13 protein-coding genes are annotated in these 14,223 nt (G+C 64.3%); 9 read left to right on the top strand and 4 right to left on the bottom strand.

All coding sequences use genetic code 11. The annotated features are described in order from the left end of the window. Positions 1-16 precede the first annotated feature (16 nt). Positions 17-286: a hypothetical protein gene (locus tag FJ936_RS29840; RefSeq protein WP_140719350.1), complete on the bottom strand. Its 270-nt coding sequence runs from the start codon at positions 284-286 to the stop codon at positions 17-19. On the opposite strand from FJ936_RS29840, the gene FJ936_RS29835 reads away from it, so the two are divergent. Then, positions 285-908 (top strand): LysE family translocator, encoded by a 624-nt coding sequence (locus tag FJ936_RS29835; RefSeq protein WP_140660230.1) that lies wholly within the window; start codon positions 285-287, stop codon positions 906-908. The two genes, FJ936_RS29840 and FJ936_RS29835, sit on opposite strands and share 2 nt — an antisense overlap. A gap of 30 nt (positions 909-938) precedes the next feature. Here the strand turns inward: FJ936_RS29835 and FJ936_RS29830 are convergent, their stop codons facing one another. Then, positions 939-3,725 (bottom strand): autotransporter outer membrane beta-barrel domain-containing protein, encoded by a 2,787-nt coding sequence (locus tag FJ936_RS29830; RefSeq protein WP_141907455.1) that lies wholly within the window; start codon positions 3,723-3,725, stop codon positions 939-941. Positions 3,726-3,946: 221 nt separating this feature from the next. Here FJ936_RS29830 and FJ936_RS29825 point away from each other — a divergent pair, with 221 nt between their 5' ends. Beyond that, the gene (locus FJ936_RS29825) at positions 3,947-5,272 is read left to right on the top strand and encodes a tetratricopeptide repeat protein (RefSeq protein WP_140719354.1); all 1,326 of its coding nucleotides are present in this window, start codon (positions 3,947-3,949) and stop codon (positions 5,270-5,272) included. Positions 5,273-5,352: 80 nt separating this feature from the next. Then, positions 5,353-6,807, top strand: coding sequence for a xylulokinase (xylB, locus tag FJ936_RS29820; protein WP_141907454.1), 1,455 nt, complete (start codon positions 5,353-5,355; stop codon positions 6,805-6,807). A gap of 299 nt (positions 6,808-7,106) precedes the next feature. Here the strand turns inward: xylB and FJ936_RS29810 are convergent, their stop codons facing one another. Continuing rightward, positions 7,107-7,469, bottom strand: a complete 363-nt coding sequence (locus FJ936_RS29810) for a nuclear transport factor 2 family protein (RefSeq protein WP_140620574.1) — start codon at positions 7,467-7,469, stop codon at positions 7,107-7,109. Between the two features lie 113 nt (positions 7,470-7,582). Here FJ936_RS29810 and xylA point away from each other — a divergent pair, with 113 nt between their 5' ends. Continuing rightward, on the top strand, positions 7,583-8,908 hold the full coding sequence (gene xylA / locus FJ936_RS29805) for a xylose isomerase (RefSeq protein WP_015314599.1): 1,326 nt from the start codon (positions 7,583-7,585) through the stop codon (positions 8,906-8,908). 208 nt (positions 8,909-9,116) lie between these two features. Continuing rightward, the gene (locus FJ936_RS29800; protein WP_015314600.1) at positions 9,117-9,326 is read left to right on the top strand and encodes a hypothetical protein; all 210 of its coding nucleotides are present in this window, start codon (positions 9,117-9,119) and stop codon (positions 9,324-9,326) included. Between the two features lie 11 nt (positions 9,327-9,337). Here the strand turns inward: FJ936_RS29800 and FJ936_RS29795 are convergent, their stop codons facing one another. Beyond that, entirely contained in the window at positions 9,338-10,315 is a 978-nt protein-coding gene (locus FJ936_RS29795) for a GlxA family transcriptional regulator (RefSeq protein ID WP_141907453.1), read from the bottom strand. 79 nt (positions 10,316-10,394) lie between these two features. Here FJ936_RS29795 and FJ936_RS29790 point away from each other — a divergent pair, with 79 nt between their 5' ends. From FJ936_RS29790 to FJ936_RS29775, 4 genes are read left to right on the top strand one after another with little or no spacing between them, the layout of a single operon-like run. After that, positions 10,395-11,312 carry a 3-keto-5-aminohexanoate cleavage protein gene (locus FJ936_RS29790; protein ID WP_140875929.1) on the top strand — a complete coding sequence of 306 codons (918 nt, stop codon included), beginning with the start codon at positions 10,395-10,397 and terminating at the stop codon, positions 11,310-11,312. Positions 11,313-11,334: 22 nt separating this feature from the next. Next, entirely contained in the window at positions 11,335-11,964 is a 630-nt protein-coding gene (locus tag FJ936_RS29785) for an HD domain-containing protein (protein WP_140875931.1), read from the top strand. Further along, positions 11,961-13,055: a carnitine 3-dehydrogenase gene (locus FJ936_RS29780; protein ID WP_140620568.1), complete on the top strand. Its 1,095-nt coding sequence runs from the start codon at positions 11,961-11,963 to the stop codon at positions 13,053-13,055. The genes FJ936_RS29785 and FJ936_RS29780 overlap by 4 nt, the downstream gene beginning before the upstream one ends. A 4-nt stretch (positions 13,056-13,059) precedes the next feature. Beyond that, complete coding sequence (locus FJ936_RS29775; protein ID WP_023772121.1) at positions 13,060-14,223, top strand: acyl-CoA dehydrogenase; 1,164 nt, start codon at positions 13,060-13,062, stop codon at positions 14,221-14,223.

The raw sequence follows: 14,223 nt of genomic DNA, 5'->3' as shown, positions 1-14,223 counted from the left end.
TGGGCATTTTCATCATTCATGGTTGATAAAGCGTGAATGCCTTGCGCTGCTTGCGTTTGCGCCTTGCCGAGGCGCCGCTCCGCCCTCCCGCGCGGTCGCCATTAAACATCTGCAAGACGTTGAAACCGTCATCAAGCTTTTTGCCGCTGGCGCAATTGACGTCGCGGTGCCGTAAGAGTCGTGCCGGTTGCCCGGCCGGAATACGCAAAAACAAGGATTCGGCCCCTTTACATTCTTCGGGAGCCAAGGATTTATCCTCTTCTTTGAGCTCAAGGGAGACGAGCATGTCCTTCGAAAACTGGGCCGCCTTCACTGCCGCGTCGACCATCCTCCTCATCATCCCGGGCCCGACAATCCTTCTGGTCGTCTCCTATGCGCTGGGCCAGGGCTGGCGCACCGCTTTGCCGATGGCCGTCGGCGTGGCGCTCGGCGACTTCACCGCCATGACCTTGTCGATGCTGGGCATCGGCGCGCTGCTTGCCGCTTCGGCTGGTGTTTTCACCATCCTGAAACTGATCGGCGCCGGCTATCTGATTTATCTCGGCGTGAAACTGTTCCGCGCCGGCGGCACGCTGAAGGCTGAACCACGCACCGACGCGGTGTCGTCGGCCAAGATGATGGCGCATGCCTGGCTGGTCACCGCGCTCAACCCGAAAAGCATCACCTTCTTCGTCGCCTTCCTGCCGCAGTTCCTCGACCGGCACGCCGACTTCCGGACGCAGATGCTGATCTTCGAGACGACCTTCCTGGCGCTCGCCTTCGCCAACGCCTTCGGTTACGCGCTGATCGCGGCACGCGCCCGCAACGTGGTGCGCAATCCCAAGGCGATCCGCATCTTCAACCGCACCGGCGGCACGCTCCTGGTCGGCGCCGGCATCGCCACGGTGGCGATGCGTTCCGGCAATTGATGTCCTGACGCGGGTGAGGCCCGGAGGGCCTCACCATTTAACGCTGAAGCCCAGATTGCCCTCGAGGATGCGGCGTTTGTCGCCGCCGAGATTGGTGGTGTAGTCGCCGGTGGCGAAGATGCTGACCTTGTCGGTCACCTTGGCGACAATACCGCCGCCGAACTCGAACGAGGTTGACCTGCCCTCCGTCGAGATGTCGGTGGTGTCGAAGCTGACACGATCGGTGCCGCCAAAATCATGCCAGATATTGGCCTTGAGGTAGGGCTGCAGCGCTATGCCATTGACAGCGGACTCGCCCTGCAGCCGAGCCCCGATCCGGCCGGTGACGCTGCCCTCGCTATCGAAGGAAACCGACGAGAAACGATCCTTGGCATCGTCGAGCGACAGATGCTGCCAGATCAGTTGCGCCTGCGGTTCGAGCGTCCAGCCCTGCGCCAGCGCAATGCGATAGCCGCCCTCCAGCGAGGCGGTGACACCTGTTCCGCCAATGTCGATGCCGACATCGCGCGACGACGTCGCGTCGCCGCCGAAGAAGGTGGCCATGAGGACGCCGTCGAGGTACCAGCCGCCTTGGCCGATGCGGGTCCAGTAACCGCCGACGCTGGTGCCGCTGAGATCGATGCCGCCGACGGACAGATCATTCTGCCCCAGCGCCTGGCCGCGCACATCGCCCTTCATGCTGGCATAGGCGACGAACAGGCCGGCGCGATCGATCCCGCCCGACGCGGTTTCGCGTCCGAAGACGTCGAAGCCCGCCTGCAGGCCGAACAAGGTGCCGTCGAAGGACGGCGACACCGTTCCCGACCAGCCCATCTTCGCGTCCTGGCCGTAGATGCGGCCCCAGACCGGCGACAGCTCCGTGTTCGACAACAGGCTCTGTTCGCCGCGCCGCTCATGGAAGGTGCCAAGTGTCGTCATCGCCAGATGCTCGGCCACAGGCGGCACCGCGGAATAGACCGGCACCTCGACGCGATAGAGCAGGATTTCCTCCCCTGCCGCGGGCATCGGAAGATCGGGCACGGCGGTCGGGACCGGCGGGGGCGGTGGCGGTGGATCAGCCGCCGGCGCCGGCGGCGGCAGTGGCGGCGGCACGGGCACCGGATCGCTAGCCTGCACGGGCGGCGTCGGGTCGGCCGGCGGAGTGTTGATATCGCCCTCGGTCGGCGCCGGCACCGGCGGCAGCGCGGATGGCGGCGGCGGAGGTTCGGTCTCGGGCGGCACCGGTTCCGGCGCGGGTGTTGGTTCTGCCGCCGGCGGCGCCGCGGCCGGCGATGTCGGCGTTATCAGCGACGAGCGCAGATACCAGTTCTCCGCGCTGCCTGCGGTGACGCCACCCTTGAACAGATAATATTCGAAGGCGCCTGCCGCGACCGGCACGTCGAGCGCGAAGGCGCTTGAGGTGGAGGTGGCGCCGTTGACCGCCTGGACGACCATGATGCCGTCCTGCATCGTTTCGGCCCCCGCGCCGCCGACATTGACCACCGCGATGCCGGTCGAGCCGGAAGCCGTGCCGCCCGAAAGCACCAGCCTGTCCGACGCCGACGAATCATCGCCGAGCTCGGTCTGGATGAGCAGCAGGCCGCCGAGCCCGGTGTAATTGCCCGAAATCATCAGCCGGTCCGTCGCGCCGGTACTGCCATTGGTCAGGTCGATGCGGCCTGCATTGACGACGTCCGCAAGCTGGCCCGACGTAAAGGCCTGGATCGATGCGTTGAAGCCGCCGCCATAGAGCGTGCTCGCGGCATCGACATTGAGCGATCCCGTGCCGGTGCCGCTGTCTCCAAGCACGAGATTGCCGTCCAGCGTGAGCTGGGTGTCGTTGGTGGCGTCGACGGTCTCCCAGTTCTGGATCCGGCTGATGCCGTCGAGCTTGACGTTATCGAAGGTCAGCGTATCGGTGCCGAGACCGCCATTCAGCGCGTCGGCGCCGCCCAGATTGGCTTTGGTCAGGTTGCTCAGCTTTGCCGTATCGTTGTCGCCGCCGAGGTCGACGGCGCCATAGATGATGCCGCCGCCATTCCACACGAAATTGTCCGCGCCGAAGCTCATCAGCACATCGCCGCCGACGGTGCCGCCCGTGATCGTCACGCTGTCGTTGCCGCCGCTGACGCTGATGTTGCCGCCGATCGTGCCGCCGGAGAGAATGATGGTGTCCTGGTCGAAGCCGGTGACCAGGTTGCGGTCGATGATGCCGCCCGACATGTTGAAATAGTTCTTGTCGAGCTTCATGTTGACGCGGCCGATGCGGCCGTCGGTCATCACGGCACGGTCGCCGTCGTCGAAGAAATCGACGATGCGCCCGCCGGTCATGGTGAAGGTGTCCAGCCCGTCGCCCTGGTTCAGCGAACCGACCTGGCCGCCGCTCATGTTGAAGTCGTCGATGCCGGCGCCCTGCTGGACATTGCCGGCGACGGTGCCGCCGCCGATGGTGAAGAAATCCGTGCCGTCACCCTGATCGACCGTGCCGGTGATGGTGCCTGACTGCATGTTGATGCGGTCCGTGCCCGGGCCGAAGGTGACGTTACCGCTCACCTGGCCGGTGCCGCCGGCGGGAAAGTTCAGCGTGTTGTTGCCGATGGTGTCGTTGAGGCTGCCGCCCGAATCGCCACTATCGCAAGTGAAGACGTCATTGCCCGGAGACGGAACCAGCAGGCATGCCGCCAGGGCCGCGGAGTTCGGCAGCAACATAAGGGTCGTAGTTGCAAGTAAGCTAATAAACCCAGCATTGATCCGCCTGGGCTTTCGCTGCAGCAAAGAAACAGCCCTGCCAATGTGCTCCGAACCGCTGTTCGGAACCTGTATTTCAAAATGCCGCATCGCGTCCCCTCTCAGATCGCGATTTCAAGCCCCTTACCCGCGCCGCAATCAAGCCACAATTCGTCCAGTTTTACAAAGCCTATTCTGTCTCCCATGGTTGATGAACTGCAAAAATGTCTGACATGCCGCGGCGCGACTCGTGAAATGGCCGTGGCCTATGCTTTAAGATCACGCTGGACCGTGGGCATCATGCCCATCGGGCCTCGACCGGGGACTCTCGCATGGCCATCAGGGACGCATTTGGCCTGGCATTTTCGGGCGCGACGGAAGCTGGATTCGCGCCCTACGGCCAGGCCGTGCGCGAATTGCAGTGTTTCATTGGCGATCCCGTGAAATCCGTCGATCGCGCCATCGCGCAGGACCCCGGTTTTGTCATGGCGCATGTCTTCAAGGGCTACCTTTTCGGCCTTGCCACCGAACCGGAGGCGACGGCCGTGGCCAGGATCTGCCACGAGGCGGCGCTGCCGCTTGCCGCGACAACGCGTGAGCGGGCGCATGTCTCGGCCCTCGGCCACCTCGCCAACGGGCGCTGGCATCAGGCCTCCGGCATTCTGCGGGACATAGCGATCGATTTTCCGCTCGACGCCGTGGCGCTCCAGGTCGGACACCAGGTCGATTTCTTCACCGGCAACGCCCGCATGCTGCGCGACCGCATCGCCCGCGCCCTGCCGTCATGGCAGGCGGACATGCCGGGGTATCACGCCATTCTCGGCATGCAGGCCTTCGGGCTCGAAGAGATGGCTGAGTATGCGCAGGCCGAAAGGCTCGGCCGTACGGCGGTCGAGATCGAACCGCGCGATGGCTGGGCGCAACATGCGGTCGCGCATGTGATGGAGATGCAAAGCCGGCAAAGGGACGGCATCGCCTGGATGCGTACCGATCCCGAAGCCTGGACGAAGGAGAGCTTCCTCCAGGTCCACAATTGGTGGCACCTGGCGCTGTTCCACTACGATCTCGGCGAGACCGGCGAGGTGCTGGCGCTCTATGACGGGCCGATCTATGGCAGCAGATCGACGCTGGCGCTCAACATGGTCGATGCATCGGCGATCCTGTGGCGGCTTCACCTCGGCGGCGTCGACGTCGGCGACCGCTGGACGGCGCTAGCCGCCAATTGGGTGCCCAAGGCCGCTGCCTCCAACTATGCCTTCAACGACGCCCACGCGATGATGGCCTTTGTCGGCGCCGGGCTCGATGCTCCGGCCCGGACCTTGCTCGGGGCACAGCGCGAAGCGATGCGGGGCGGTGACGACAATGCCGCTTTCACGCGGGATGTCGGCCATCCCCTGACGCTTGCGATCAAGGCGTTCGGAGAGGGCAACTACGCCGAAACCATCCGACTGATCCGGCCGATCCGGACCATCGCCCATCGATTTGGCGGCAGCCACGCGCAGCGCGACGTCATCGATCTGACGCTGATAGAAGCCGCCTTGCGTGCCGGCGACGGTGCACTGGCCAGGGCGCTGACGACGGAGCGCTCGACCGTACGCCCGGACAGTCCGCTGTCGGCGCTGTTTTCGAGACGTGCCGCCGATTTGTCAGAGAATTGACCCGGAGCGGATCTTGCCTTAAAAACTGGCTCAAACATATTTTTCGGGTTCCGAAAAAAATAAGAACGTGGGAGGAAACCATGTATCTCGGCCTCGACCTGGGCACATCGGGCGTCAAGGCGCTGCTGATCGATGCCGGACAGGGCGTCATCGGCTCCGGCCATGGCACGCTTGATGTTTCTCGCCCTCATCCGGGCTGGTCCGAGCAGGATCCCCTGCACTGGATACGCGCCTGCGAAGACGCGATCGCCGAACTGAAGGCGGCACATCCCGGGCAGTTCGCCGCAATCAAGGGCATCGGCCTGTCGGGCCAGATGCATGGCGCGACCTTGCTCGATGCGGCCGATCAGGTGTTGCGGCCCTGCATCCTGTGGAACGATACGCGCAGCCATGTCGAGGCGGCGGCACTGGACGCCGATCCGCGCTTCCGCGCGCTCACCGGCAACATCGTCTTTCCCGGCTTCACCGCGCCCAAGCTCGCCTGGGTGAAGAACAACGAACCCGCTGTCTTCGCCAAGGTGGCAAAGGTGCTTTTGCCCAAGGATTTCCTGCGGCTCTGGCTGACCGGCGAGCATATTTCGGAAATGTCGGATTCGGCAGGCACGTCCTGGCTCGATGTCGGCAAGCGGCGCTGGTCTTCCGAGTTGCTTGCGGCGACCTCGCTTGAGGAAAAGCAGATGCCGTCGCTGGTTGAGGGCACGGAAAAAGCCGGCGCCCTGCGCGCCGAACTCGCGTCGCGGTGGGGCATCGCGGCCGGCACTCCGGTGGCTGGCGGGGCCGGCGACAATGCGGCTTCCGCCTGCGGCATGGGCACGGTCGGCGCCGGCAACGCTTTTGTCTCGCTCGGCACATCGGGCGTGCTGTTTGCCGCCAACGCCGCCTATCTGCCCAACCCGGCCAGCGCGGTGCACACCTTCTGCCATGCGCTGCCCAACACCTGGCACCAGATGGGCGTCATCCTGTCGGCAACCGATTCGCTCAACTGGCTGTCGGAGATCACGGGCAAGGGCGCGGGCGAACTGACATCGGAACTCGGCGAGACGCTGAAGGCGCCGACCGGCGTATCCTTCCTGCCCTATCTCTCGGGCGAGCGGACGCCACACAATGATTCCGCCATTCGCGGTTCGTTCACAGGCCTGGCGCATGAATCTGGCCGCGCAGTGCTGACACAGGCCGTGCTCGAAGGCGTCGCCTTTGCCTTCCGCGACAGCCTGGAGGCATTGAAAACCGCCGGCACGACCTTGACGCGCGTGACCGCGATCGGCGGCGGCTCGCGCTCGCGGTACTGGCTGAAGGCGATCGCCACCGCGCTGCAATTGCCGGTGGATATTCCGGCTGATGGCGATTTCGGCGCTGCGTTTGGAGCGGCCAGACTTGGCCTGATCGCCGCGACCGGCGCCGATCCGCTGGCCGTGTGCTCCGCGCCGAGGACAGATGCCACGATCGAGCCGGATGCGGCTCTTGGCGGCGCCTTCGCCGATGCCTATCACCGCTACCGCGCGCTCTATCCGGCGATCAAGGCCGTAACCGCGTGAGTTGGCGCTTGTCCCATTCCTTTCGTCCGGGCGCTGGCGCTGCCCCTCACCTGCCTGCAGGCATCCTCTCCCCGTATAGAGACGGGGAGAGGGGCGCTGTCATTGCTGGTTTCGCCAATCACCAACGTCGCAGGAAAGGCGTCGAGATTGCCGCCGGCCCCCTTCTCCCCGTCACTATACGGGGAGAAGTGCCCGGCAGGGCGATGAGGGGCGGCGCCGACTTCGCCAATCGGTCCCCTCTACAGATTGGACAAGCAACTACTGTAAGCGTGGGAGCCACTCAACTTGCCAGCAAGACCTCACTGCGCCGGCACCTTGTCGAGGAAGCCGGTGACGCTCTTCAGGCGGCCGTTCTCGATGATGCCGATGTCGGTGCCTTCGATGACGGAAGCAGTGCCCTCGGGCCCGAGATTCCAGGAGAAGCGGATCTTGTCGGCAAAGCCGTCCGGCGTGCCCTTCAGCGAGAAGCGGAAGCCGGCAAAGCGCTGCTGGACGCCGCCGATCAGCGCCGCGACGCCTTCATGGCCGTCGCCCTGCATGAGCGGATCGCGATAGCTGACGTCCTCGGTGAAGACAGCCTTGAGCAAGGCCGCCCGGCGGTCGGCATCGCTTTCGTTCCAGGCGGTGATGTAGTTCAGGGCGATCGTGTTGAGGTCGGTCATGGTCTGTCTCCTTCGTTTGACGGTTTGGACAGGACTGTTTTCGACCAGCGCCGGCGTGAAACCAATTACGCCTGAGGTAATCGGGCAAACCTATCTTGGAGAGGAAGAGAACCATGAGCAGCGGCTTTTTCGGCGATATCCAGACAATCAAATATGAAGGACCGGATTCGACCAATCCGCTGGCCTACCGTTTCTACAATCCCGACGAAGTGGTGGCCGGCAAGCGGCTGGAAGACCATCTGCGCTTTGCCGTCGCCTACTGGCATTCCTTCGCCTGGCCGGGCGGCGACCCGTTCGGCGGCCAGACCTTCGACCGTCCCTGGTTCCCCAAGGCCGGCGGGATCGACACGATGGAATTGGCGAAGCTGAAGGCGGATGTCGCCTTCGAGATGTTCTCGCTGCTCGGCGCTCCCTATTTCTGCTTTCACGACGCCGATGTGCGGCCCGAGGGCAAGGATTTTTCCGAAAGTGCGGCCCGCCTCGATGAGATCGCCGATTATTTCGCCGGCAAGATGAAGCAGACCGGCGTCAAGCTTTTGTGGGGCACGGCGAACCTGTTCTCCAACCGCCGCTTCATGTCGGGCGCGGCGACCAATCCCGATCCGGATGTGTTCGCCTACGCGGCCGCGACGGTGAAGAGCTGCATCGACGTCACCAAGCGGCTGAAGGGCGAGAACTACGTGCTGTGGGGCGGGCGCGAGGGTTATGAGACGTTGCTCAACACCGACCTTGCCCGCGAGCAGGAACAGGCCGGCCGTTTCCTGAACCTCGTCGTCGACTACAAGCACAAGATCGGCTTCAAGGGCACGATCCTGATCGAGCCGAAGCCGCAGGAGCCGACAAAACACCAGTATGACTACGACGTCGCGACCGTCTACGGCTTCCTCAAGCGCTTCGGCCTGGAGAAGGAGGTCAAGCTCAACATCGAGCAGGGCCACGCCATCCTGGCAGGCCACTCCTTCGAGCACGAACTGGCGCTGGCCAATGCACTCGGCGTCTTCGGCTCGATCGACATGAACCGCAACGACTACCAGTCGGGCTGGGACACCGACCAGTTCCCCAACAACGTGCCGGAAATGGCGCTGGCATATTACCAGGTGCTCCAGGCCGGCGGTTTCAAGACCGGCGGCACCAATTTCGACGCCAAGCTGCGCCGCCAGTCGCTCGACCCGCAGGACCTGCTGATCGGCCATATCGGCGGCATGGATTCCTGCGCGCGCGGCCTCAAGGCGGCAGCGAAGATGGTAGAGGACAAGGCGCTGTCGGGTCCGCTCGCCGAGCGCTATGCCGGCTGGAACAGCGCCGAGGCCAAGGCGATGCTGTCAGGCAAGCGGACGCTGGAAGAGATCGCCGAGCGCGTGGTGAAGAAGAAGATCGAGCCGCAGCCGCGCTCCGGCCGCCAGGAACTGCTCGAAAACATCGTCAACCGCTACGTCTGACGCTGCCTGACCGTCGGCAATCCAAGCCGGCGCACTATGCGATTCGAAAGCTTGGCGCGCGGAAACTTTCTGCGCGCCATGCTGAAATCGACGACAAGGTTTTGCCCCTTGCCGCCTCTCAATGACCTCGCTCTTGCCTTCAAACTGCCGTCACGAATCTCGTATAGATATGGCTCGTGGCGGGAGAGGAAGAAGGAGGCGAACCGATATGCAGAACGAACGTGAAATCGACGCCCTGCTCTCACCTGGCGAGGCCGGATCGATCATCGACCGGCTGATGGCAATGCCGCATCCCAGGGATGGCGCGCGCCGGTCCAACGAATGGGATCGTGCTGTTGCCAGCCGTTTCGAGACCCATCTGGCCAGACAGATGCGCTCGCAGATCGATGGCGGCAGCGACCGGCAAAACGCCGCCTGAGCCGCCTGGATTCAACCTCGGCGAAGCCTGACAGGGGCTTCGCCAAAAGCTCTTGAAAATGCTCTCGAAAAGGCCGCGGCAGACGAGAACCCCGTCCGCCCGGCGATATCCGCCATGGCGATCCGGGTGTCGACAACGAGCCGGCGCGCGGCGCCCAGGCGCAGCCTGAGATAGTAGGCGCCCGGCGTCTCGCCGATCGACTTGCGAAAGATGCTTTCCAGGGTGCGCGCCGTCACCCCGGCGCGCCTGGCCACCGCGTCGATGGTCAGCGGCTGGTCGACATGCGCTTCCATCAAGCGGATCGCTTGCGCCAGCCGCGGATCGTAGCCGTCGAGCCGGCCGAGCGAGACCAGCGGCTGGGCATCGGTCGCGGCACGCGCCTGGTCGTAGATGAAGACGCTGGCGACATCGAGCGCCACCGCCATGCCGAGCCGCGTGCGAATCAAGTGCAGCATCAGGTCGAAGGTCGGCGAGGCGCCGCCCGAGGTGAACACCGGCCCATCGATGACATAGCGGTCCGGCCGGACATCGACGCCGGGAAAAGCCGACGAAAAATCCTCCATGTCTTCCCAATGGGTGGTTGCGCTGCGGCCCTCCAGCAGGCCGGCGCGCGCTACCAGCCAGGTGCCGGCCTCGACGCCGCCGCACGCGCGGGCCGCCCGCGCTGCCCTCCGCAAACCTGAAAGCAGAGCCGACGTCGCGTAATTCTGGGTGCCGAAACCGGCGACGACGACGAGAACGTCGGTTGTCTCATTGGCGTCGAAACGGCCGCTGACCGCCACCGGCAGGCCGCAGGTGGTAACCGGCGCCTCGCCTGTCACCGAGACCAGTTTGAAGTCGAACAGGGTCTCGCCGGAAATGCGATTGGCGGCCCGCAGCGGGTCAACGGCGGAAGCGACGCACATGATCGAGGAGCCGGAAAACACCAGGAACGTCACCTTGAGGGTCTCACGTTCGGCGCGAAAGACGGACTTTTCGCTTTTGATCATGTCGCCTTCGTAAAACGCAAAGCAGCTTTGATCAAGTCGAGCGATGGTAGGGGCTGTTTCGAATGGGAGGAGAGTTTCGATGCCGCTCGCGATGAACCGTGAGGTTTTCATTACCTGTGCCGTGACTGGGTCCGGCGGCTCGCAGGATCGCTCACCCCACGTGCCGCGCTCGCCCAAGCAGATCGCCGATTCGGCGATCGACGCGGCCAAGGCCGGCGCTGCCATCGTCCATTGCCATGTGCGCGACCCCGAAACCGGCAAGCCCAGGCGCGACGTGCATCTCTACCGCGAGGTGACCGAGCGCATCCGCGCGGCGGATGTCGACGTCATCCTGAACCTCACCGCCGGCATGGGCGGCGACATGGTGTTCGGCTCGCCCGAGGCGCCGCTGCCGCTCAACGAAAAGGGCACCGACATGGGCGGCGCCACCAACCGCATGGAACATGTGCGCCAGTGCCTGCCGGAAATCTGCACGCTCGACTGCGGCACCATGAATTTCGCCGAGGCCGACTATGTCATGACCAACACGCCCGGCATGCTGCGCGCCATGGGCGGCATGATGACGGCGCTCGGCGTCAAGCCCGAGATCGAGGCCTTCGACACCGGACATCTCTGGTTCGCCAAGCAACTGGTCGAGGAAAGGGTGCTCGATCCGGACGCGCTGGTGCAGCTCTGCATGGGCGTGCCGTGGGGGGCGCCCGACGATCTCAATACCTTCATGGCGATGGTCAACAACGTGCCGTCGACATGGAACTGGTCGGCTTTCGCCATCGGCCGCAACCAGATGGCCTACGCCGCTGCCGCCGTGCTCGCCGGCGGCAACGTCCGCGTCGGCCTCGAGGACAATCTGTGGCTGGACAAGGGCGTGCTGGCGACCAATGCGCAATTGGTCGAGCGTGCCGCCTCGATCGTCACCAATCTCGGCGCCCGGATCCTGGGGCCGGAAGAAGTGCGCAAGAAGCTCAACCTGACCAAGCGAGCGCCGATCGCGGCATAAATTATTCGCAGGGAGGGTCGATATGGCTACTGTAAAATTCACCGCCATGAAGGATGGCGACAGGCAAGACTACGAGTTCCTGACCGCGCACGAGATCGACTACGCGGCCAGGACCGGCGAGCGGCTGCTGGACGCGCTGGTGCAGCTCGACGAAGGCCTGTCCGGCTACAAGATCACCCGGCTGGGTCATTCGCTGCAGGCTGCCACGCGGGCCTGGCGCGACGGCGCCGACACCGACTGGATAGCCTGCGCCGTGCTGCACGACATCGGCGACATCTACGCGCCCTACAATCACGACGAATACGCCGCTTCGATCCTTAAACCTTTCGTGCGCGAGCAATGCACCTGGGTGGTGGAAAAGCATGGCGACTTCCAGCGCCTCTATTACGCCCACCATCTCGGCGGCGATCGCCATGCGCGCGACCGCTTCGCCGGCCATGCCTATTTCGACGATTGCGACCAGTTTTGCGAACGCTGGGACCAGTCGAGCTTCGACCCTGACTATGAGACACTGCCGATCGACTTCTTCCGGCCGTTCGTGCTCGAAGTCTTCGCCCGCAAAGCCTACGACCCCTCGGTCATCCGCGCCGGCGAGCGCGTGCCTCTCGCCGATCCCGAAACCGCCAGGACAAGAACCGGAGCCTCTCAATGAGCATCATCAACAAGGCGGCCGCCATCGGCGGCGGGGTCATCGGCGCCGGCTGGGTGGCGCGGCTCCTGCTCAACGGCATCGACGTGTCGATCTTCGATCCCGATCCCGAAGCTTCGCGCAAGGTCTCGGAAGTGATGAAGGGCGCGCGCCGCGCCTATAGGCAGATGGTGCCCGGCGGCCTGCCGAAAGAGGGCAAGCTGACCTTCGCCAAGACGATCGCCGAGGCGGTCGCGGATGCCGACTTCGTCCAGGAAAGCGTGCCGGAACGGCTCGACCTCAAGCACAAGGTGCTGGCCGAGATCGACACTCACGCGCCGGCCAACGCCATCGTCGGTTCGTCGACCTCGGGCATCAAGCCGACCGACATGCAGGTGGCGATGAAGAAGCACCCGGAACGGCTGGTCGTCGGCCATCCGTTCAATCCGGTCTATCTGCTGCCGCTCGTCGAGATCGTCGGCGGCGACCAGACTTTCCCGGAAGCCATCGAAGTCGCCAAGGAAATCTATGCCTCGATCGGCATGAAGCCGGTCGTCATCCGCAAGGAGATCGAGGCTTTCGTCGGCGACCGCCTGCTCGAAGCCGCCTGGCGCGAGGCACTGTGGCTGATCAAGGACGGGATCTGCACGGTCGAGGAACTCGACGACATCATGCGCTACGGCTTCGGCCTGCGCTGGGCGCAGATGGGCATGTTCCAGGTCTATCGCGTTGCCGGCGGCGAGGCCGGCATGCGCCACTTCATGGCGCAGTTCGGGCCCTGCCTGAAATGGCCGTGGACCAAGCTGATGGACGTGCCGGAGTTCAACGACGAACTGGTCGACCTGATCGCCACCCAGTCTGACGACCAGGCGCACGGCCTGTCGATCCGCGAACTGGAAAAGATCCGCGACGACAATCTGGTCGCGATCATGGATGCGCTGTCGAAGCAGAACAAGGGCAAGGGCTGGGGCGCCGGCGCGCTGCACAAGGATTACACAAGACAGCTCGCCAAGCTGGCGGCGAAGAAGCCCGTGGCCTCAAAGGCAGCGGAAAGGGCCAGGGCCGCCAAGCCAGTGAAGAAAGCCGAAAAGCCGAAGAAAAAGAAGAAGGGCTGAGACCATGGATTTCGGTCTTTCGGAAGAGCAGAAACTCATTGTCGAGACGACGCGCGCCTTCGTCGAGAATGAGCTTTATCCGCACGAGCGCGAGGTCGAGCGCACTGGCGTGCTGCGCCGCGAGCTGATCGAGGAGATCAAGGCGAAGGCGATCGAGGCGGGCCTCTATGCCGCTAACATGCCTGCCGATGTCGGCGGCGCGGGGCTCGATACGGTGACCTGGCTGCTCTACGAGAAGGAACTGGGCCGCGCCAATTACGCACTGCATTGGACCTGCGTGGCGCGCCCCTCCAACATCCTGCTCGCCGGCACGCCGGAGCAGCGCGAAAAATATCTTTTCCCCTGCATCCGCGGCGAGAAATGGGACTGCCTGGCGATGACCGAGCCGGGCGCCGGCTCCGACCTGCGCGGCATGAAGGCGACCGCCGTGCAGGACGGCGACGACTGGGTGCTGAACGGCACCAAGCATTTTATCTCCCACGCCGATCTCGCCGATTTCGCCATCGTCTTCATGGCCTCGGGCGAAGAGGATTCACCGCGCGGAAAGCGCAAGAAGATCACCGCCTTCTTCGTCGACAAGGGCACCAAGGGATTCACGGTGCGCGACGGCTATCGCAATGTCTCGCATCGCGGCTACACCAACGCCATCCTCGAATTCGACGATTGCCGCCTGCCGGCATCCCAGGTTCTGGGCGAGGTGCACAAGGGCTTCGACGTCGCCAATTCCTGGCTCGGCGCCACGCGGCTGCAGGTCGGCGCCACCTGCCTCGGCCGTGCCGAGCGAGCGCTCGGCCATGCGGTCGAATATGCCGCGCAGCGCCAGCAGTTCGGCCAGCAGATCGGCAAATTCCAGGGCGTGTCGTTCAAGCTCGCCGACATGGCGACGGAACTCAAGGCCGCCGACCTGATGGTGTTCGAAGCCGGCTGGAAGTACGATCAGGGAACCGTCACCGACCAGGACATGGCCATGGCCAAGCTGAAGGCCACCGAAATGCTCGCCTTCGTTGCCGACGAGGCCATCCAGATCCATGGTGGCATGGGGCTGATGGACGATCTGCCGCTGGAGCGCATCTGGCGCGACGCCCGCGTCGAACGCATCTGGGAAGGCACGTCGGAGATTCAGCGACATATTATTTCGCGGGCGCTGCTGCGCCCGTTCGGGGCTTGA

This window comes from Mesorhizobium sp. B2-4-13, assembly GCF_006658535.1.
Taxonomy (GTDB): Bacteria; Pseudomonadota; Alphaproteobacteria; order Rhizobiales; family Rhizobiaceae; genus Mesorhizobium; species Mesorhizobium australicum.
Note: the sequence above shows the minus strand (reverse complement) of the source record. Positions and strands in the feature narration are given on the sequence as shown.

Coding starts and splice junctions, on each gene's coding strand:
- xylA (WP_015314599.1), top strand. CDS start 7,583: ATGAGCAGCGGCTTTTTCGGCGATATCCAGACAATCAAATATGAAGGA.
- FJ936_RS29785 (WP_140875931.1), top strand. CDS start 11,335: ATGGCTACTGTAAAATTCACCGCCATGAAGGATGGCGACAGGCAAGAC.
- FJ936_RS29790 (WP_140875929.1), top strand. CDS start 10,395: ATGCCGCTCGCGATGAACCGTGAGGTTTTCATTACCTGTGCCGTGACT.
- FJ936_RS29800 (WP_015314600.1), top strand. CDS start 9,117: ATGCAGAACGAACGTGAAATCGACGCCCTGCTCTCACCTGGCGAGGCC.
- FJ936_RS29775 (WP_023772121.1), top strand. CDS start 13,060: ATGGATTTCGGTCTTTCGGAAGAGCAGAAACTCATTGTCGAGACGACG.
- FJ936_RS29825 (WP_140719354.1), top strand. CDS start 3,947: ATGGCCATCAGGGACGCATTTGGCCTGGCATTTTCGGGCGCGACGGAA.
- FJ936_RS29795 (WP_141907453.1), bottom strand. CDS start 10,315: ATGATCAAAAGCGAAAAGTCCGTCTTTCGCGCCGAACGTGAGACCCTC.
- FJ936_RS29780 (WP_140620568.1), top strand. CDS start 11,961: ATGAGCATCATCAACAAGGCGGCCGCCATCGGCGGCGGGGTCATCGGC.
- xylB (WP_141907454.1), top strand. CDS start 5,353: ATGTATCTCGGCCTCGACCTGGGCACATCGGGCGTCAAGGCGCTGCTG.
- FJ936_RS29835 (WP_140660230.1), top strand. CDS start 285: ATGTCCTTCGAAAACTGGGCCGCCTTCACTGCCGCGTCGACCATCCTC.
- FJ936_RS29840 (WP_140719350.1), bottom strand. CDS start 286: ATGCTCGTCTCCCTTGAGCTCAAAGAAGAGGATAAATCCTTGGCTCCC.
- FJ936_RS29810 (WP_140620574.1), bottom strand. CDS start 7,469: ATGACCGACCTCAACACGATCGCCCTGAACTACATCACCGCCTGGAAC.
- FJ936_RS29830 (WP_141907455.1), bottom strand. CDS start 3,725: ATGCGGCATTTTGAAATACAGGTTCCGAACAGCGGTTCGGAGCACATT.